Annotated in this window: 17 protein-coding genes; 10 read left to right on the forward strand and 7 right to left on the reverse strand. The window is 74.6% G+C overall.

What is annotated here, in order from left to right; all coding sequences use genetic code 11:
• Positions 1-184: 184 nt before the first annotated feature.
• From ACYVGN_RS09465 to aqpZ, 6 genes are all read left to right on the forward strand, one after another.
• Positions 185-1,483 (forward strand): glycerophosphoryl diester phosphodiesterase membrane domain-containing protein, encoded by a 1,299-nt coding sequence (locus ACYVGN_RS09465; RefSeq protein ID WP_460790355.1) that lies wholly within the window; start codon positions 185-187, stop codon positions 1,481-1,483.
• Positions 1,480-2,136, forward strand: a complete 657-nt coding sequence (locus ACYVGN_RS09470) for a DUF4129 domain-containing protein (protein WP_134745387.1) — start codon at positions 1,480-1,482, stop codon at positions 2,134-2,136. The genes ACYVGN_RS09465 and ACYVGN_RS09470 overlap by 4 nt, the downstream gene beginning before the upstream one ends.
• Complete coding sequence (locus ACYVGN_RS09475; protein WP_460790357.1) at positions 2,133-3,332, forward strand: DUF4350 domain-containing protein; 1,200 nt, start codon at positions 2,133-2,135, stop codon at positions 3,330-3,332. Before ACYVGN_RS09470 ends, ACYVGN_RS09475 begins: the two co-directional genes overlap by 4 nt.
• A 20-nt stretch (positions 3,333-3,352) precedes the next feature.
• Positions 3,353-4,345 (forward strand): AAA family ATPase, encoded by a 993-nt coding sequence (locus ACYVGN_RS09480; RefSeq protein WP_460790359.1) that lies wholly within the window; start codon positions 3,353-3,355, stop codon positions 4,343-4,345.
• A gap of 11 nt (positions 4,346-4,356) precedes the next feature.
• Positions 4,357-5,667: a DUF58 domain-containing protein gene (locus ACYVGN_RS09485; protein ID WP_460790361.1), complete on the forward strand. Its 1,311-nt coding sequence runs from the start codon at positions 4,357-4,359 to the stop codon at positions 5,665-5,667.
• A gap of 106 nt (positions 5,668-5,773) precedes the next feature.
• Positions 5,774-6,559 (forward strand): aquaporin Z, encoded by a 786-nt coding sequence (aqpZ, locus tag ACYVGN_RS09490; RefSeq protein WP_082543032.1) that lies wholly within the window; start codon positions 5,774-5,776, stop codon positions 6,557-6,559.
• A gap of 73 nt (positions 6,560-6,632) precedes the next feature.
• Here the strand turns inward: aqpZ and ACYVGN_RS09495 are convergent, their stop codons facing one another.
• Positions 6,633-7,094: a heme-degrading domain-containing protein gene (locus tag ACYVGN_RS09495; protein ID WP_134745385.1), complete on the reverse strand. Its 462-nt coding sequence runs from the start codon at positions 7,092-7,094 to the stop codon at positions 6,633-6,635.
• 34 nt (positions 7,095-7,128) lie between these two features.
• Complete coding sequence (locus ACYVGN_RS09500; protein ID WP_460790364.1) at positions 7,129-8,124, reverse strand: stage II sporulation protein M; 996 nt, start codon at positions 8,122-8,124, stop codon at positions 7,129-7,131.
• A gap of 16 nt (positions 8,125-8,140) precedes the next feature.
• On the opposite strand from ACYVGN_RS09500, the gene ACYVGN_RS09505 reads away from it, so the two are divergent.
• Positions 8,141-8,989, forward strand: coding sequence for an RDD family protein (locus ACYVGN_RS09505; RefSeq protein WP_460790365.1), 849 nt, complete (start codon positions 8,141-8,143; stop codon positions 8,987-8,989).
• 310 nt (positions 8,990-9,299) lie between these two features.
• Here the strand turns inward: ACYVGN_RS09505 and ACYVGN_RS09510 are convergent, their stop codons facing one another.
• On the reverse strand, positions 9,300-9,509 hold the full coding sequence (locus tag ACYVGN_RS09510; protein WP_055990220.1) for a DUF3499 family protein: 210 nt from the start codon (positions 9,507-9,509) through the stop codon (positions 9,300-9,302).
• Between the two features lie 115 nt (positions 9,510-9,624).
• Here ACYVGN_RS09510 and ACYVGN_RS09515 point away from each other — a divergent pair, with 115 nt between their 5' ends.
• Positions 9,625-10,065 (forward strand): hypothetical protein, encoded by a 441-nt coding sequence (locus ACYVGN_RS09515; protein ID WP_460790367.1) that lies wholly within the window; start codon positions 9,625-9,627, stop codon positions 10,063-10,065.
• Position 10,066: 1 nt separating this feature from the next.
• On the opposite strand, the gene ACYVGN_RS09520 is transcribed toward ACYVGN_RS09515, so the two are convergent.
• The 4 genes from ACYVGN_RS09520 to manA all read right to left on the reverse strand — a co-directional run bounded on the left by ACYVGN_RS09520 (position 10,067) and on the right by manA (position 16,290).
• Positions 10,067-11,461, reverse strand: coding sequence for a DUF5719 family protein (locus ACYVGN_RS09520; protein ID WP_460790369.1), 1,395 nt, complete (start codon positions 11,459-11,461; stop codon positions 10,067-10,069).
• On the reverse strand, positions 11,458-14,280 hold the full coding sequence (locus tag ACYVGN_RS09525; RefSeq protein ID WP_460790371.1) for a glycosyltransferase: 2,823 nt from the start codon (positions 14,278-14,280) through the stop codon (positions 11,458-11,460). Before ACYVGN_RS09525 ends, ACYVGN_RS09520 begins: the two co-directional genes overlap by 4 nt.
• A 346-nt stretch (positions 14,281-14,626) precedes the next feature.
• Positions 14,627-14,950, reverse strand: coding sequence for a WhiB family transcriptional regulator (locus ACYVGN_RS09530; RefSeq protein ID WP_082543034.1), 324 nt, complete (start codon positions 14,948-14,950; stop codon positions 14,627-14,629).
• 182 nt (positions 14,951-15,132) lie between these two features.
• The gene (manA, locus tag ACYVGN_RS09535) at positions 15,133-16,290 is read right to left on the reverse strand and encodes a mannose-6-phosphate isomerase, class I (protein ID WP_460790373.1); all 1,158 of its coding nucleotides are present in this window, start codon (positions 16,288-16,290) and stop codon (positions 15,133-15,135) included.
• A 43-nt stretch (positions 16,291-16,333) separates the two neighbouring features.
• On the opposite strand from manA, the gene ACYVGN_RS09540 reads away from it, so the two are divergent.
• Positions 16,334-17,728 carry an O-antigen ligase family protein gene (locus ACYVGN_RS09540; RefSeq protein WP_460790375.1) on the forward strand — a complete coding sequence of 465 codons (1,395 nt, stop codon included), beginning with the start codon at positions 16,334-16,336 and terminating at the stop codon, positions 17,726-17,728.
• Positions 17,725-19,059, forward strand: coding sequence for an O-antigen ligase family protein (locus ACYVGN_RS09545; RefSeq protein ID WP_460790377.1), 1,335 nt, complete (start codon positions 17,725-17,727; stop codon positions 19,057-19,059). The genes ACYVGN_RS09540 and ACYVGN_RS09545 overlap by 4 nt, the downstream gene beginning before the upstream one ends.
• Positions 19,060-19,099: the final 40 nt, after the last annotated feature.

Raw genomic sequence — 19,099 nt, forward strand, 5'->3', positions numbered from 1 at the left:
TGCGAAGATCCTTTGCTCGAATCCGCGACTGAAAACGGATCCCTGGCCGCGGAAGGTCAGGGACCCGATCAGCCTAGACGACGACCCCTGTTCTGTAACGTTTGACGCGGGAGTGGCTGCTGCGACTCCCCTGCCAGCAGCGCCGGGCGGACGAGTGCCGCCGGGCGGCGTCGAGGAGGAACACGTGACCAGCACGCCCGGGTGGACGCCGGCCCCGCGGGCCGGGCTCGTGCCCCTGTATCCGTACGGGTTCGGCACGGCGCTGGGTCGCTCGTTCACGGCCCTGCGCGGCAATCCCAAGGTGCTGCTCGGCTTCGCCGTGGGCGTGCAGGCGGCCGCCTCGCTGATCGGGCTCGCCGTCATCGGCGGCGTCGCGGCGCTCACGTTCGGCCGTCTCGACACCGTCGCGCCCTCGTCCGAGGACTTCGAGGCGATCTTCGCCGGGTCGACCGCCATCACGGTGGTCGTGACGATCCTGACCTCGCTCGCCCTGAGCGCCGTCAGCGTGATCGTGCAGGGCGTGGTCGTGGCGGAGGTCTCCCGCGCCGTCGTCGGGGAGCGCGCCACGCTGCGCCAGCTCTGGGCCGTCGTGCGCCCCGCGTTCTGGCGCCTCGCCGGCTGGTTCGCGCTGCAGCTGCTCGCCGGGGCGGTCATCGCGCTCGTCGTCGCGGTGCCCATGGTCGCGGGGGCGGCCACCGAGCAGTGGGGCCTCATGATGCTCGCGATCCCGCTGCTGCTGGCGCTGTTCCCGCTGTGGGCGTGGCTCGGCACGAAGCTGTATCTGGTCCCGTCCGCGATCGTCCTCGAGGCGGTCGGCCCGATCACGGGCATCCGGCGCTCCTGGGTCCTGACGCGCGGGCGCTTCTGGCCCACGTTCGGCGTCATGATCCTGACCAATCTCCTGGTCGGGGTCGCCTCGAGCGTCGTCGGCTTCCCGCTGCAGATCGCGTCGTCCTTCCTGCCGGCGATCGTGATGCCGTTCGGCGCGAGCGCGGCCGATCCCGGCCCCGCGATCGGCATCGCTGTCGCGGTCGCCGTCGTGAGCGCCGCGCTCCAGGTGCTCGTGTCGGCGATCGGCACGATCGTGGTCGCGACGGGCGGCGCGCTCATGTACGTCGACGCCCGGATGCGGCGTGAGGGGCTCGACCTGCGGCTGCAGGCGTACATCGAGCAGCGCGAGCTGGGCGCGACCGCGCTCCCGGACCCCTGGGCCTACGACCCGTCGCACGTGGCGCCGCCGCGCGCGACCTATCATCCGGGCGCGTACCCGCCCGGGCAGCCATACCCGCCGCAGCAGCACCCGCCGACGCAGGGGTACCCGGCAGCGCAGCACCCGCCGACGCAGGGGTACCCGCCGGCGGCGTATCCGCCGGCGCAGCCGCACCCGCCGGCCGCGTATCCGCCCGTGCAGGGGAATCCGCCGGCCGCGCCCGGGCCGGCCTGGCCGGCGCCGCCCCCGCCGCCCGGGGCGGGAGGCTCGTGACGGCGCTCGCGGCTCCCGTGCCCGGCGGTCTGGATCCCGACCGCGACGAGGCGCGCGAGTGGGCCGAGCGTGAGCTGGCGGATCCCGCGTACGACGCGGCGGAGCCGACGCTCATCGACCGCATCGCGCGGACGATCGCCGACTTCTTCACCGACCTGCTGACGCCGCGCGGCGACCTCGAGTGGAGCCCGGTGCTCGCTGTCGCGGCGGTCGTGCTCGCGATCGGGCTCGTGGTGGCCGCCGTCCTGATCTGGGGCCGTCCGCGCCTGGCGCACCGCACCGCCGAGCGCTCCGCGCTGCTGTTCGGCGAGGCGGAGTCCCGGTCGGCGGCCGAGCTGCGCGCGGCCGCGGCCTCGCATGCTGCCGCGGGCGAATGGGATGCCGCGGTCGTCGTCCGCTTCCGCGCACTGGCCCGAGGCCTCGAGGAGCGCGGGGTCCTCGAGGCGCCGCCCGGCACGACCGCGCAGGGACTGGCGCGGCGCGCCGTCCCGGCGTTCCCGCCTGAGGAGGCCGCGCTGCACGACGCCGCGCGCGCCTTCGACGACGTGCGCTACCTGCGGCGGCCCGGCACCGCGGAGCTGTACGCCGCCGTGGCCGCGCTCGACGAGCGGCTGGCCCGCACCGTGCCGACCCGCGAGGCGGTCGGCGCGTGACCGCGGTCGACCGGACCGCAGGCGCCGACCCCTTCGCGGCCGAGATCGGCGAGCGACGCACGCGGGCGCGGTCCGCGCTCGGCTGGGTCCTGATCGGGGTCGCGGTGGTGCTGATCGGCGCCGTCGTCACGCTCCTGAGCTCGGACGGCTGGAGGGAGCGCGAGCCGCTCGATCCCGAAGGGGCCGGTCCCGACGGCGCGCGCGCCATCGTCTCCATCCTGCGCGAGCAGGGCGTCGAGGTCGTCGAGGCCGACCGGCGCGGCCAGGCGCTCGCCGCGCTCGAGACGCCGGGGACCACGCTGGTGATCACCGACCCCTGGTACCTGTCCGACGACACGATCCTCGCGCTCGCGGACGCCGCGGACGACACCGTCGTCCTGGACCCGAGCGCCGAGACCGCGGCTCTGCTCGCTCCCGGCGCGGAGCACTCCGGCTTCGGCGACGGGCCGGTCGAGCCGGCCTGCGCGCTGCCCGCCGCCGAGCGCGCGGGCGCCATCCTGCCGGGTCGCGGCTTCACCGCCCCGAGCGGTGTGACGGGCTGCTACCCGGTCGGCGACGGGCACGCGCTCCTGCGCAGCGAGCGGCCGTCGCCGGTCACGCTGATCGACGGCACCGAGCTCTTCGACAACGCGCACCTCGCCGCGGAGGGCAACGCCGCGCTCGGGCTGGGCCTGATCGGCACGCACGACCGGGTCGTCTGGTTCGTCCCGTCGCTCGCCGACGCCGACGACGGCGAGGCCGCACCTCAGCTGGGCGACCTGGTCCCGCCCTGGCTCACGCCCGCCATCGTGCTTCTGCTGGTCGCGGGCCTCGCCGCGGCGGTCTGGCGCGGGCGGCGGTTCGGTCCGCTGGTCGCCGAGCGCCTGCCCGTGACCGTGCGGGGCAGCGAGACGCTCGAGGGGCGGGCACGGCTGTACGCGCGTGCCGCGGATCCCGCGCACGCCGCGGCGCTGCTGCGCGACGGGGCGACCGGCCGGATGGCCCGCCGCCTCGGCCTGAGCGCCTCGGCGTCGCGCGGCGAGGTCGCGGACGCCGCCGCCGCGCGCGTCGGCGGGCGCGCGGACGTCATCCGCGCGATCCTCGAGGCCTCCCCCGCCACCGACGCCGACCTCGCCGAGTTCGGCACGCGCCTGCGCGACCTGGAGGACGCGGTCGAGGCGGCCGTGCGAAGCACTTCCGGGCGTTCCGCCCGCTGACCCCATCCGAGAGGACGAGCATGGAGAACACCTCAGCCGCCGGCACGACCGCCGTCGACGCCGGATCCGCCGACGCGCTCCGCCAGGCGATGCACCGCGTGCGACTGGAGGTCGGCAAGGCCGTCGTCGGCCAGGACGGCGCCGTGAGCGGCCTGCTGATCGCGCTGCTGGCGCGGGGCCACGTGCTGCTCGAGGGCGTCCCGGGCGTCGCGAAGACCCTGCTCGTGCGCACCTTCAGCCGCGCCCTGGGGCTCGACACCAAGCGCATCCAGTTCACGCCCGACCTGATGCCGGGCGACGTGTCGGGTTCGCTGATCTACGACGCCAAGGCGGGCGAGTTCGAGTTCCGCGAGGGCCCGGTGTTCACGAACATCGTGCTGGCCGACGAGATCAACCGCACGCCGCCGAAGACGCAGGCCGCGCTGCTGGAGGCGATGGAGGAGCGCCAGGTCTCGGCGGACGGCGTGACGCGTCCGCTGCCCGACCCGTTCCTGGTGTGCGCCACGCAGAACCCGGTCGAGCACGAGGGCACGTACACGCTGCCCGAGGCGCAGCTCGACCGGTTCCTGATCAAGCTGCTGATCGACGTGCCGCCCCGGGAGTCGGAGGTGGCGGTGCTGCGCCGCCACGCCGACGGGTTCTCGCCGCGCGAGCTCGAGGGCGTCGCGGCCGTGGTGTCGCCCGACGAGATCCGCGCCGCCCAGCGGTCCGCCGCGGCCGTGACGGTCACGGACGACGTGCTGGGCTACGTCGTCGACCTGGCGCGCGCGACGCGGCAGAGCCCGTCCGTCCAGCTCGGCGCGAGCCCGCGCGCCGCGACCGCGCTGCTCGCGGCCGCCAAGGCATGGGCCTGGCTGGGCGGCTACCCCGCGATCACGCCGGATCACGTGCAGGCCATGCTCGTGCCGGTGTGGCGCCACCGCATCCGGCTGCGCCCCGACGCCGAGATCGAGGGCGTCACGGTCGACGCCGTGCTCGGTTCGGTGCTGCAGCAGACGCCCGTGCCGCTCTGAGCCGCGCCGCCGTGTACCTCACCGCTCTGGTCCCCTGGATCGTCGCCGCGGGCGTCCTGCCGCTCGTGCCGCTGACGGCGATGGGCGTGAACGCGTGGCTCGTGGTCGGCGCCTGGCTCGTGCTCTGCGTGGCGCTGGTGGCGGCGGATGTCGCGGCCGCGCCCGATCCGCGCGCGCTCTCGCTCGATCGATCGATGCCCGCGCGCGTGCGGCTCGGCGAGCCCGTGGAGGTGCGGCTGCGGCTCGCCAACCGCGGTGCCCGCCGCATCCGGGCCGCCGTTCGCGACGCGTGGCAGCCGACGGCCGGCGCGCCGGCCGCGCGGCTGCGGTTCGACGTGCCGCCGCACGAGGCGCGCACGGCCCGCCTCCCGCTGCTCCCCCGGCGCCGCGGCGAGCTGCGGACCGAGTTCGCGATCATCCGGTCGGTGGGCCCGCTCGGGCTCGCGGGAGTGCAGAGGCGGATGGACGCGCCGGGCGCGATCCGGGTGCTGCCGCCGTTCCACGCGCGGCGGCACCTGCCGTCGCGCCTCGTGCGGCTGCGGGAGCTCGACGGCAACACGAGCGTTCAGGTGCGGGGCCGGGGCACGGAATTCGACTCGCTGCGGGAGTATGTGCGCGGCGACGACGTGCGCTCGATCGACTGGCGAGCCACGGCCCGTGCGAGCACCACGATGCTGCGCACCTGGCGCCCCGAACGCGACCGGCACGTCGTGATCGTGATCGACACGGGCCGCACCGCGGCCACGCGCGTCGGCGACGGCACGCGGCTCGACGCGGCGTTCGAGTCGGCGCTGCTGCTGGCGGCCCTGGCGGCGCGGGCGGGCGATCACGTGCATCTCGTGGCGTTCGACCGCGTCGTGCGCGCCCGCGTCACCGGGGTGGACGGCCAGGCGCTGCTGCCGGCGCTCGTGGACGCGCTCGCGCCCGTCGAGGCGCAGCTGATCGACACGGACTGGGACGGCGCATTCGCCCAAGCGCGCGCACTCGCCGTGCATCCGTCCCTGCTGGTCGTGCTGACCGCGCAGGAGGCGCCCGAGGCCGCACGCGGGTTCCTGGGCACCCTGCCGCAGACGGTGCGGGCCGGGACCGTGGTGCTGGTCGGCACCGCGACGGATGCAGACCTCGAGAGCACCGCCCGCGCCCGGGGATCCGTCGAGGACCTCTACCGGGCGGCGGCCGCCGAGGCGGCGCTGCGCACCGCGGGGCGCGTCGCGCGCGCCATCACGCGGGCCGGCGCCGAGGCCCTCGCCGCGCCCCCGGACGACCTGCCGCCGCGCATCGCCGACCGCTACCTGGCGCTCAAGGCCGCGGGCCGGCTCTGACCCGCGGGCCCGGAATGACGCGTTCGTGAAACCTTCGTCGCGTCGCTTGCCGCCCCGGATGACGCGCTGACAGCATGCGAGAAGACCGCCACACGAGAGGACGAGCATGACCGATCCGAACCCCGAGATCCCCGTCGAGCCCACAGAGCTCGCCCACACCCCGCCCGCCGACCCGACGCCCACCTCCAAGCTGGTGGCCGAGGCCTTCGGCACGCTGCTGCTCGTGTTCGGCGGCGTCGGCACGGCGGTCTTCGCCTCGAATCACTTCGCCGACACCCCGGCGGCCGTGTACACCGCGGTCGCGCTCGCGTTCGGCCTGACGGTCGTGGTGGGCGCGTACGCGTTCGGTCCGATCTCGGGCGGTCACTTCAACCCGGCGGTCACGCTCGGCCTGGCCGCGGCGGGCCGCTTCCCGTGGCGCGAGACCGGCGGCTACATCGTCGCGCAGGTGGTCGGCGGCGCGATCGCCACGACCCTCCTGGTGCTGATCGGCCTGTTCGGACCCGCCGACTGGCTCATCACGGCGCAGGACGCGGGCTTCGCGAGCAACGGCTGGGACAACCTGTCACCCGCCGGCTTCGGCCTTCCCGCCGCGATCATCGCGGAGGTCGTGCTCACCGGCCTGTTCCTGCTCATCATCCTCGGGGTGACCCACCCCACCCGCGGCACGCCTCTCGCGGGCCTGGCGATCGGCCTGTCGCTCGCGCTCATCCACTTCATCAGCATCCCGGTCGACAACACCTCGGTGAACCCCGCCCGCTCGATCGCCTCGGCGATCTACGGCGGCGGCGAGGCGCTCGCCCAGCTGTGGGTGTTCCTGGTGTTCCCGATCGTGGGCGCGCTGCTCGCCGGCTTCGCCTACAAGGCGCTGTTCGACTCCGTCCGCGCCTAGCGGCCGTTCCGATGCCGTCCGGCCCTTCTCACCCGCGATATGGGCCGGACGGCACCGCTTCGCGGGGGCGCGGTCACGAGGCGAAACGACGGAGGGCCTCGACGACGAGCGCGTGGTCGTCGGCCTGCGGCAGGCCGGACACCGTGACTACGCCGACGATCCCGACGCCGCGGACCCGGATCGGGAACGCGCCGCCGTGCGCCGCGTACTCCGACAGCGGCAGGTCGTGGATCTCGTTGAACGCGTCGCCGTGACGACGCCCGACCAGGTACGAGGACGCGCCGAAGCGATAGACCGTGCGGACCTTGCGCTCGATCCACGAGTCGTTGTCGGCGACGGCGCCCTCGCGCGCGGCGTGGAAGACCTGCTGCGTCCCCTTGCGGATGTCGATGGTCACCGGCAGCTCGCGCTCGGCGGCCAGCTCGACCAGCAGGCACCCGAGCTCCCACGCCTCGTCGTGCGTGAAGGACTCGAGCACGAGCTCGCGCTCCTCGGCCTCGAGCCGGGCGACCAGGGCGACGTCGATGTCGGTCATGGCACCAGCGTGCCATGACCCGCGCCCGCACCGTTCAGCCCGCGACGAGAGTCGGGGTGCCCGCCTCGTACTCGGTGAGGTCGCCGGTCTCGCCGGCCCGGGCCGCGCGGCGGCCGAGCACGAGCATCCAGAACAGCAGCACGCCGAGCGCGAGCGCCCCGATGCCGATCTTCAGCCACCACGGCCACGGCTGTCCGGTCACGAACCCCTCCACGGCGCCTGCGATCGCGAGCGCGAACACCAGGCCGATCGCCACCGTGGCGAGCGCGCGGCCCTCGGCGGCCAGCGCGGCGCCGCGCGTCCGCGGCCCGGGCGCGACCCACGCCCAGAACACGTGCAGGCCCGCGGCCGCCGCGACGAAGATGCACGTCAGCTCCAGCAGGCCGTGGGGCAGGATGTACAGGATCATCACGTCGAGCCGGTCGTAGGCGGTCATCACGGCCGCGGCCGTCCCGACGCCGACCGCGTTCTGCACCAGCACGTACAGCGGGAACAGCCCGGTCGCGCCGAACAGGACGCACTGCGCCGCGATCCAGGCGTTGTTGGTCCACACCATCCCCGCGAACACGGCCGCGGGGTTCTCGGTGTAGTAGTCCGTGAACTCCTCCTCGGCGTACTGCTCGAGCTGCGCCTCGCTGCCCAGCGTCGCGACCACGGCGGGGTCGCCCGCGATCCACGCCGCGGACAGCGCGGCGGTCGCGAGGAACGCCAGCGCGATCGCGAGCGTGGTCCACCGCACGCGGTGGAGCGCCGCCGGGAGCTGATGCAGGAAGAACCGCGGCAGCTGCCGCAGGACGTTGTCGGATGCGCCGGTGAGCGCCAGCCGCGCACGCGCCAGCATCGTCGAGACGTGATCGCCCTGCGGGGTGCGGCCGGCCGACGTCTTGATGTCGGCGAGATCAGCCGAGGCCGCCTGGTAGCGGGCGACGAGCTCGTCGACCTCCTCGCCTGTCAGCCGGCGCCGCTGGGACAGCTCGTCGAGCCGCTCCCACTCCGCGCGTCGGGCGGCGGCGAGGGCGTCGAGATCCACCTGGTTTACTGTACGCATGTCGACTGGCGGCGTCACGGAACCGGCCGCCGCGCGGCATCCGTATCGCTCCTCGCGCGCCGTCGTGGTCGCGCACGACGAGGTGCTGACCGGCGAGGCGGTCGCGCTCGACGTCCAGCCGATCGGGCTCGTGCTGCGGGTCGCCGGCGCGGCCATCGATGTCGCCGTGACCGTGGTCGTCTACGTGCTGCTGGTGCTCGCGATGGCGGGTCTGCTGATGGCCGGCGTGCTGCCCGAGAACGTCATGCAGATCCTGTCGATCGTGCTGCTCGTGCTGCTCGCCGTGGTGGTCCCGACCGCGGTCGAGACGGTCACGCGCGGACGCAGCCTGGGCAAGCTGGCCGTGGGCGGGCGGATCGTGCGGGCCGACGGCGGCGCGATCTCGTTCCGGCACGCGTTCATCCGGGCGATGGTCGGCGTGCTCGAGGTGTACATGACCCTCGGGGGCCTGGCGCTGCTCGTCGCGATCTTCACCCCGCGCTCGCAGCGGCTCGGCGACCTGGTCGCGGGGACCTACGCGGAGCGCACCCGCACGCCGAAGCTGGTCCCGCGCGAGATGCCGCTCCCGCCCGGACTCGAGGGCTGGGCGCGGATCGCCGACGTCGGGCGCCTGCCGGACCGGCTGGCGCGGCGCGTCGCGCAGTTCACGGCCGGTGCGGCGGCGATGCACCCAGCGGCCCGCGAGCGCCTGGCGCGCGAGCTGGCGGACCAGGTCGCGCCCCACGTCGCGCCTCTGCCCCCGGTCGATCCCGAGACGCTGCTTCGCGCGGTCGTGGCCGTGCGCCGCGAACGCGAGCTCCACGCGCTGCGCGCCCGCGCCGACCGCGTCGCCCACCTCTCCCGCTGACCCCGCCGGCGCCGGTGGAGGCTTCAACCGTTTCGACTCCTCGCTGCCGCTCGTCGCTCAACGACCACGGGTTGGGACTCCGGCTTCGACTCGCTACGCGCGGCTCAGCCCGTTTCGACTCCGCTTCGCTCCGCTCAACGACCGGCAGACACGGCCGACAGCGAGCAGCCTCACTTACCGTCGTGCGAGCGAAGCGAGCGTGGAGCGAAGCGACTCCCGCAGCGCGAAGCGCTGCCGAACGGAGCGTCAGCGACGTTCCTCGCTCGCAAGGGTGCCGCTTGCGGCCCCGCAGCGTGCGAGACGCTTCTGATCAGGAAGCGCGGAGCGTCTCGTGACGTACGACCACCCAGCCCTGCGGCACCGACAGCCGGTCGGTGTGGATCGCGCACAGGTCGTGCGCGTGGGGGTTGTTCGCCGCACCGAGCGGGCCGAGGGCGGCCATCTGGTCGGTGTAGTCGTAGGTCAGCGTGGTCACGGCCTCACGGGCGCAACCCACCTTCGAGCAGACTCTCTCACGCATCGGGCCCACTCTAGGCGCGGCCGGGGCGCGGACCGAGATGCCTCGCCGCACGGCTTCCGGATCCACCCGCCCGCGTCGGGATCCCGGCCTGCCTGATCGGTCCTAGGCTGAGGGCATGGCCATCTTCGGACGCCCGCGACGCCCGAGCCCTCGCGGGCGCGCTGCACGACACGGCCGCCACGGCCGTGTGGGTCGCAGCCCGGTCGTCCGGCCGCCGCTCCCCCCGATCGACACGCGCGTGGAGCGCTTCGACGTCGCCGTCGGCGGCGCCGCCGAGTACCTCCGCGGGGCGTGGCCGGAGCTGCGAGACGTGAGTTTCGAGATCGGCCGCCTGCCGCGCGATGCGGACGCCGACGGCATCCCGCGCTGGAGCATCGACCGCGCGGCCCAGCGCATCGTGATGTACCGCGTGCCGATCGAGCGCCTGAACCGCCTGCACCGGGTGGACGACACGCACCGTCGCATGATGATCGAGGGCGAGGTGTTCCGCGCCGCGGCCGAGTACCTCGACCGGGACCCGTGGGACCTCGGCCCCGACCGCTTCCGCTTCTTCTGACCTACGGGTAGACGGTCACCGGCCGCGGATGCGCCGCGTCGGGCCACACGCCCACCGACGCCAGCGCCGACTCCCCGGCGAACCCCACCGCCGCGTGGAGGGACGCTCCCGCGGGGTCGACCGTGTACAGCCTGTCGCCGCGGACGCCGATCTTCGCCGCTCCCCCGGCGGGGACGTCGAACTCCTTCGGCTCGTCCCCCACGCCGGCGACCGACACCGTGACGTCCTCGTCCGACGGGTTGGCCAGGTGCAGCGCCGCGTCGTCGCCCCGCGGGACGGCGACGAGCGTGCTCTCCGTGATCGCGGGCGACGGCGTGTGCCAGGCGAAGTCCGCGCCGGCGCCGAATCCCGTGGTCTGCCACACGGCGGCCACGGCGGGGGCGTCGGCGGCCACCGTCACGGTGTAGTCGCCCTCGTCGAGCCCGTCCAGCTCGACCTCCACGGGAGCTCCGGCCGCCAGGTCCACGTGCTGCGGTTCGATGGCCTGCTCGCCGTCTTGGTCGCGGACCGTGATCGTCGCCGGGGTGTCGCCCTCCGACAGCAGCCGGACGATGGTCGACGCACCCTCGGTCTCGGCCACGTCGCCCGTCACGGTGAGCCCGGGGATCACCTGGACGAGAGCGGGCCGGACCGACGGCTGGCTGTCGACGCCGCCCGGATCGAGCGTGCGCACCAGGCTCGACTGCAGGCTGGCCCGCACGGGCGCGCCGGTCGCGGTGATCCGCAGGACCGGGCTCTGCTCGTCCCCCGCGAACCCGGCCACGGGCAGGGCGAGCTGGGTGCGGGCGGGCACGGGGATCGCGTCGGCGCCGGGAGGCGTGACCGGCCCCATGACGCCGTACGACGTGACCTGCACGGTGGCGTTGACGTCGCCGGGGTTCGCGATCAGCAGGATGCCGGTCGTTCCCGTCTCGGTGTCGCCTCCCACGATCCACGACTCCATCTGGGCGGGGCGGCACGCGGAGGCCGTGAAGCCGGCCAGGTCCTCGTCGCCCAGCGTGGCGGAGGTGGCGGCGGCGACGGACACGGGCTCGCGTCCGGTCGGCGCCTGCACCAGCCGAAGGGCTCCCGCCTCGCCCGCGACGCCGGGCTGGCCGAGCGCGTCGGACCGCGGCTGCCCGCCTGCGTCATCGCCTGCCGTGACGTCGGCGGGCGCGGCGACCGAGAGCGCGGCTGCGTCCTCCGGCACGCGTCCGAGCGCGAGCACGGGTCCGTCGCAGGCCAGAACCGTCTCGGCGGGCCGGGGGGCGACCTCCAGCGCGCGCGGCTCGGTGGCCACCTCCGGCCAGGGCAGGGCCGCGGCCGCGGTCACCGCGATCACGGACCCGACGGCGACGGCCGCCCCGACCACGACGCGCGCCGCGGCGATGCGCTGGGCGACGGTGATCCTCTTCACTGCTTCGCCTCCTCGTAGCCGCGGCCGACGACCCGCGGCGTACGCCGGGCCTCCCGGCGGGACGCGAACGTCGGCACGGCGAGCAGCAGCGCCACGAGCATCGCGGCGAGCTGCGTCGTGGCCGCGAGGCGCGCGGTCGCGCGCTCCCGGTCATCCAGCGCGGGACGCGGCTGCGGGTCGGCCTCGAGACGCCACAGCACGCCCTTCGCGGTCTCGCCCACGCGCACGAATCCCGCGCGCTGATCGATCGCCGTGATGGCCTCGAGACGCCGCGTGCGCGACGCGTCGGTCTCGGGTCCGGCGCCGGCCTCCAGCAGCACGAACCGGACGCCCGCCTCGCTCAGCCGCTCGGGCACGTCGCCGGCGCTCGCGGACACGAGGTCGGTCGCGACCTCGGCCAGGCGCTCGTCCGTCTCGTCGACATCCGGGTCCGTGTTCTGCAGCGTGGACTGTCCGCCCAGTGTCTCGCTCGCGCCCCAGACGACGCGCGCCGCGACGCCGCCGTCCGCCTGCGCGGACAGCACGAACGTGCCGAGGTCCTCCTCGTCGGCGGCTCGGGCCGTGACGTAGGCGGGCAGCGTCGAGGCGGGACCGTTCGTCAGGCGGGCGTCGCCGCGGGCCACCGCCGTGAGCGCGGGCATGGCGACGACCGCGACGCACACCACGGTCAGCACGGCGGCGGCGGAGGCCGCGCCCCGGCGGAGGATGCCCGCGTCCAGGGTCACCGCGGCGGCCGCGATCGCTCCGAGCCACGCGAGGCTGAGCGCGCTGCCCGGCCACACCGGCACGGGTGCGGAGGCGGAGGTGGCCACCTGGACGCCTGCCACGAGCTGCGCGGCGACGAGGCCCGCCGTGGCGATCACGACGGCGCCGACGCCCGCGCGCCAGCGCGGGGTGAGCGGCGCGGCGAGCGCGAGCGCCGCGAGCGGCAGGAGCAGCAGCGGCACCCAGGCGCCGGGCGTCGCTTCGCCCGCGCCGAGCCAGGCGAGCATCGCGCCCCAGCTGCCCGGATCCGCTGTGGGGAAGCCCGTCGCGAGCCGCAGCGGCGACGCCGCCTCGCCGCCGGCCCACGGTCGGCCGGGATCGGCGAGCAGCGCCCACGGGGTGCCGCGGGACAGCTGCGCCTGCACGAGCGGTGCGAAGAACAGGATGCTCGGGATCACGAGCCAGAGCACGCGCGCGACGCCGCGTCGCGCGCGGAACCCGATCGCCAGGAGCAGCGCCAGCGCCCAGAGCACCGCGAGCGCGGGCGCGAGCGACGGCGCGCACGCGAGGACGGCGACGAGCAGGATGGATCCGGCGCCGGACGCGCCCCACGAGCGATGGGCCACCGACCCGGCGAAGAACAGCCACGGCAGCAGGATGTGCACCAGCACGGCGGCCGGGCGCCCCTCGACGAGCGCGGTGAGGAACGTGGGGGCCAGCGCCCACAGCACGCCGACCGCGACCCGCACGCCGGATCTCTCGGTCACCCGGGTCGCGGCGAACCAGCCACCCAGCACCGCGAGCGGGAGCGCCAGCACCCACACGAGCACGATGGCGAACGACGGCCGCGCGGGCGACAGCGATCCGAGGACGGCGATCAGCGTGGCGAAGGGGTCGGCGGCGGACGGAGCGTCGATCCCCAGCGAGCGCAGCCCGAAGGCCGCGTCCTCCCACAGCCCCGCGACCGTGTCGCGCAGCGGCAGCAGGGCGCCTCCGCCGAGGACGGGCCAGGCCAGCAGCGGCAGGAACGCGGCGACCGCGACCACCAGCGCCGCGAGCACGGCCCACGCACCGCCGCCGGAGAAGAACCGCAGCTCGCGGCGCACCACGGGATCGCCGCCGCCCGGGTCGTAGCGCTCGCGCAGCTGCGCGTGGGTGGCGCGCAGCGCGGCGATCTGCGACCACGGCACGGACTTGATCGCGCGGATCTCGCCGCGCGAGCGCGCGACCGCGGGGATCCGGGCCATGACCGTGAGGGCGGCGGCCCACTCGGCGGGCACGCGCGCGGGCGTCTTGGCCACGAGGTGCACGAGGGTGCGCCACAGCGCGAGGGGCAGCAGGGAGAGCCAGTGCAGCGGGACGGCCCACGCCGGGGCGTAGGCGAGGCGGCGGTGCAGCTGCGCCGTTCGCACGGCGTAGGCGCGCGCCATCGGCCGGCTCGGAGGGCCGGCGGCACCGGCCTGCGGCGCGAGGAGCCGGGCGCCGGGCGCCAGGGCGACGCGCCGGCCGGCGAGCCGCGCGCGCACGCCCATGTCGAGGCCCTCGTCGGCGCCAGCGAGCGCGGGGTCAGGCAGGAGGTGCGCCCGCGCGTCGCTGCGCAGCAGGAGACCGCGCACATCGGCCCCCAGCACGTCGTCGTCGCCGTCGTGCTGGCCCTGGTCGAACTCGCCGTTCGCGAGCGGCACCGTGCGCCCGAAGCGCGTCATGCTCACGCCGAGGGACAGGATGACCGCCGGATCAGCGGCGTCCACGACCTTCGGAGCGGCGATCGCGACCGAGGGAGCCCGCTCGAGGGCGGCCGCGAGCGCCGCGAGCGCTCCGGGCTCGGGGCTCGTGTCGTGTGCGAGGAGCCAGACGGCCCGCTCGGCGGGGACGCGGGCCGCCGCGAGACGGACGGCGGCGGCGAAGGAGATGCCCGCGGGGGCCTCGATCGCGCCCTCGGCGCCGGACGCGTCGATCAGGGCGCGCAGCGGCCCCGCGGGTCCGCAGACCACGACGGTGAGTGCGTCGACGGGGCGCTCCTGGGCGCGGAGCGCCTCCAGGGTGCGCTCGAGCTGGGCCGCGGCGTGCGGCGTGGAGCGGGCGACGAGGATGGCGTGGACGGCGGGGGGCATGTCGCGGACAGCCTAGGCGGGCCCGCTCCCCGATCCGTCGGCACGCGCCGGAGACACGCACATTCCCGGCCGGCCGGGAAGGATCGGCGCCGTTTCGACTCCGTTTCGCTCCGCTCAACGACCGGCAGAAACCCCCGTCGTCTGCGGGCGTGCGAGCGTCCCCGTGCGCTTCTCCATCCGTCGCATTCGCGACGGACGGAGCCTCGGCGCCGGGGGCCCAGCGAGCGTGGAGCGAAGCGACCCCGCAGCGCGAAGCGCTGCCGAACGGAGCGTCAGCGACGTTCCTCGCTCGCAAGGGTGCCGCTTGCGGCCCCGCAGCGTGCGAGACGCTTCTGAAGAAGAAGAACTAGCCTGCGGCGCGCTTGAGCTTGCGACGCTCGCGCTCGCTGAGGCCACCCCAGATGCCGAAGCGCTCGTCGTTCTGCAGCGCGTACTCGAGGCACTGGCTGCGCACGTCGCACGAGGTGCAGATGCGCTTGGCGTCGCGCGTGGATCCGCCCTTCTCAGGGAAGAACGCCTCGGGATCGGTCTGGGCGCACAGCGCGTCGCTCTGCCAGGCGAGTGCGGTGTCCTCGTCGCCCTGAGGCGGGCGGACGCCCGGGACACCCAGGTTGACGGGGTCGACGAACCAGTTGTCCGGTACGCCGGAACGGTACTGCGATCCGGTCATTTCGCTCTCCCACTCCCTCTGGCCCCCCATGGGCGGATGTCGTGGAAGTAATTACACCCGTGTGATTCCCAAAGATCAAGTCGCAGATCGTAAAGCCTCAACCGCGGCATGAACCTTCATTGACCAGCTCCGGCGTGTCGTGCTCGGGCGTATCGCGCGGCGCGCCCGGGCGCTCGCTCCGCTCAGTCGGCGCGGCCCGGCTGGGCGAGGAAGGCCTCGCCCTCGCCCGAGATCCGGATCTCGGTCTCGTCGGGCGTCACGAACGCGGCGCGGCCGGGCTCCAGGTCGAGCGCGCCCCGGGCGCCCGCGACCGAGACGGCGCCGGTGGTCGCCAGCACGATCAGCGGCCCGATGGGGCGGATGACCGCGTCGGAGCCCTCCGCGACGCGCGCGCGCAGCAGCTGGAAATCGGGGACGTCGGCCGGGAACGCCTCGACGCCGCGGTTGCCGTTGTCCGCTGCCACCGGGAGCACGACGGGTACCGGACCGGGCGTGGGGTCGAGGATGCGCAGGAGCTCGTCGACGTCGATGCGCTTCGGTGTGAGCCCGCCCCGGAGCACGTTGTCGCTCGCCGCCATCAGCTCCACGCCGAGCCCCGACACGTAGGCGTGCAGCATCCCGGCGCGCAGGAAGACGCTCTCGCCGCGGTGCAGCACCACGAAGTTCATCAGCAGCGCCACGACGACGCCGGGGTCGCCGGGGTACCAGACGGCGAGCTTGCGGGCGTTCGCCAGCTCGGCGGCGAACTCCGTGGACTGGGCGTCGGCGAGGCCTGCGATGATCGCGTCGACCGTCTCGTGCGCGTCGCCCGACAGCAGCCAGCCGATCGCGTCGGCCAGGCCCTCGGGGTCGGTGAGGCGCTCGCGCAGCGGCGCGGCCGCAGCGCCGAGGGCGTCGAGCAGGCGGCGCGACGCCTCCAGCTCCCGCAGCCCGCACAGCGCCTCGAACCGCTCGGACAGGGCGACGATCATCTCGGGCTTGTGGTTGTCGTCGGCGTAGTTGCGCACGGCGTCGGCGGGCAGGGCGGCCTCGCGCGCGAACGCCTCCTCAGCTTGGGCCTTCGACGGATGCACCTGGATCGACAGCACCGAGTTGGCGGCCAGCAGCTTCAGCAGGTACGGCAGGCGCCCGGCTAGACCCACGCCGGCGCCCTCCTGGGCGATCCACTGGTCCAGCGTGCGGCCGGAGCCGTCCTGCACGTCGGAGGGGTCGGAGGGGTGGTCCCCGTACCAGATCTCGGCCTCGGGGTGCTCCGCGGGCGGACGGCCCTGGAGTGCGGCGATGAGCGAACGGGAGCCCCACGCGTAGTCGCGCGGGACGTTGGTCAGGGGAACGAGCACGCACCCAGGGTATGCCTCGGCGGCGCTGTAGCCTGGAGGCACAATGGCCCAGATCTCGCGGTACACGGTAGACACCCCTCCGGCCGCTCCGGAGCGTGAGGGCACGGCGCATCTCTTCCTGCGCGCGTATGCCGCGTTCGTGATCTTCTCCGGCTTCGCGCACACCGCGTGGTGGAACCTGCTGGGGCAGGGCGGCGCGGCGGTCGTCCTGGCGCTGACCACGGTCGTGACCCTGGCCATCTGGGTGCCGCTGCTGCGGCGGCACGGGATCCGCTGGCGCCGCCTGCCGTGGCTCAGCCTCGCCTACGTGGCGTGGGCGCTCGTGTCGGTCCTGTGGTCCGGATGGCCGGGCGCAACCCTGCTCACGTGGACGCTGCTGGCCGCCGGCACGCTGCAGGGCCTGTTCATCGCGCATCAGCTGACGTGGCACGAGATCCTGCGCGCGCTCGACGTCGCGCTCAAGTGGGTCATGGGCCTGTCGATCGCGATCGAGCTGTGGGTGGCCCTCATCCGCCGCGAGCCGCTCCTGCCGAACTTCGTGTCCCCGCCCGAGGGCTTCGACCCGCACTGGTACTGGGTGCGCGGCAACCTGTTCGACGCGCTGATCGGCGATCGCATCCAGGGCATCGTCGGGAACGCCAACTACCTCGGCATCCTGTGCGTCGTCGCGTTCGCGGTGTTCGCGATCCGGATGGCGACGCACCCGCCGCACGCGGCGATGCAGACCGTGTGGATCGCGATCGCGGCGGTGCTGTTCGTCCGCTCCGGCTCGGCGACGGCGCTGGGCGCGTTCAGCGGCGCGTTCGTCGTGCTGCTGGCCGTGCTGGTGATGCGCCGCGCGCGGACGGCGGGCGAGCGCAGCCGCCGCTACCTGCTGTTCACGGCCGTCGGGGCCGTCGGAGCGGTGCTGGTCTTCCAGCTGTGGGACCGGATGCTCGGCATGCTCGGGCGCGACGGATCCCTCACGGGCCGCGACGAGATCTGGACGACGGTCTGGCGCCGCGCGGTCGAGCACCCCGTCGTCGGCAACGGCTTCTCGAGCCCGTGGGTGCCGTGGGACCCCGCGTTCGACGGATGGATCGTGGACCACGGGCTGTCGGTCTTCCACGCGCACAACATGTGGCTCGACGTCTTCTTCCAGCTGGGAGCGGTCGGCGTGATCCTGATGTTCGGCGTGTACGCGGCGCTCACGTGGCGCGCGTGGTTCTTCGCCGTCGACCGCCCGCGGTGGGACCTGGACGCGGAGCGCCCCTACTCCCCCGTCTCGATGCTCGCGCCGCTCCTCGTCGCGATGCTGCTGGTGCAGGGCCTGACCGAGTCCGGCCCGATCATGCTGTGGGGCTGGACCCTGGCCGTTCTGCTGTCGTTCAAGCTCAAGCTCGCGCCGATCGTGGGCGTCGGCGCCGACGAGGCGCCGGTGGGGACGCCGGCGCGATGAGCCCGGCCGGCGACCCGGCCCCGGGCACGACGCTGCGTCTGCTGCAATCGGCCGAGCTGGCGCGCGCCTACACGCTCGCGGCCCTGGCGACCGGGTTCGCCTCGCTCCTGATCGAGCGGACGGCGGGCGAGGTGACGCTCGTGACGATCGTGGCCGCGCTCGGCGCGCTGGGCGTGGCCATCCTGATCGCGCGGCGCGACGAGATCGCCCCGATCCACCTCGCCCCGACGACCCTGCTGGCGTTCCTCGGCTGGACGCTCGCGAGCGTCGTGTGGTCGTTCGACGAGGCGGGCACACTGACGGGGTGGCTGGGCCTGCTCGGATGGGGCGTGCTCGCGATCGTGATCGCGCACGTGCGCGACACCCTTCAGACTGTCCGCGCGCTGGGCGACGTCCTGCGCGCGATGCTGGCGCTGTCGCTGGCGGTCGAGATCCTGTCGGGGATCCTGCTCGACATCCCGTTCCCGTTCCTGGGCGTCCAGGGGGACATCGCGCTCGGCGGGCCGGTGCAGGGCGTGTTCGGCACCCGCAACATGCTGGGCTTCGTCGCGGTCATGGCGCTGATCACGTTCGCGATCGAATGGCTCACCCAGTCGATCTCGCGGGGGCTGGCGATCTTCTCCCTCACCCTCGCCGGCATGCTCGCCGTGCTGTCGGCCTCGCCGACGGTGCTCGTCCTCGCGGTCGCGGTGGGCGTCGCGACAGTGGCGCTCGGCATCGTCCGCCGCGAGGAGCCGCACCGCCGCCGCGCGACCCAGTGGACGATCGCGGCCGTCGTGGCGGTCGGCCTGGGCGCGTGCTACCTGCTCCGGCACCGCATCATCCGGCTGCTGGATGCGGCCTCCGACTTCTCGACGCGCGCCGACCTCTGGAACGAGATCCTCGACTGGGTCCGTCACCGCCCCGTTCAGGGATGGGGCTGGCACGGCCGGTGGCACGACGGCAGCGGCGCCGGCGAGCCGTATCCGCTCAACGTCATCAACTTCACGCTCGACGACCACCACGCCTCGGCGCTCAACGCGTACTTCGACGTCCTCGTCCAGGCCGGATGGGCGGGGCTGCTGCTGTTCGTCGCGTTCGGCCTCGTCGCGACGGTGCGCTCGTGGCTCGTCGCGAGCGAGCGCCGCTCGGTCGTGCACGCCTGGACGCCGCTGATGCTCATCGCCCTGCTTGTCGACTCGATGTTCGAGAGCTTCACCCTCTCGGGGCTCGGATGGATGATGCTCGTGGTGTGCGCCGTGCGCGCGGGGCAGTCACGGTCGTGGCGCGAGCGCATCCGCGACGTGGCCGGCGGGGCGGGGTCACAGGATCCCCTGGGGTCGTCACGGTAGGCTCGTCTGCGGTCCACAGCCGCCCGCGCCCACCCTTCCG

The organism is Microbacterium lacusdiani (assembly GCF_054779895.1).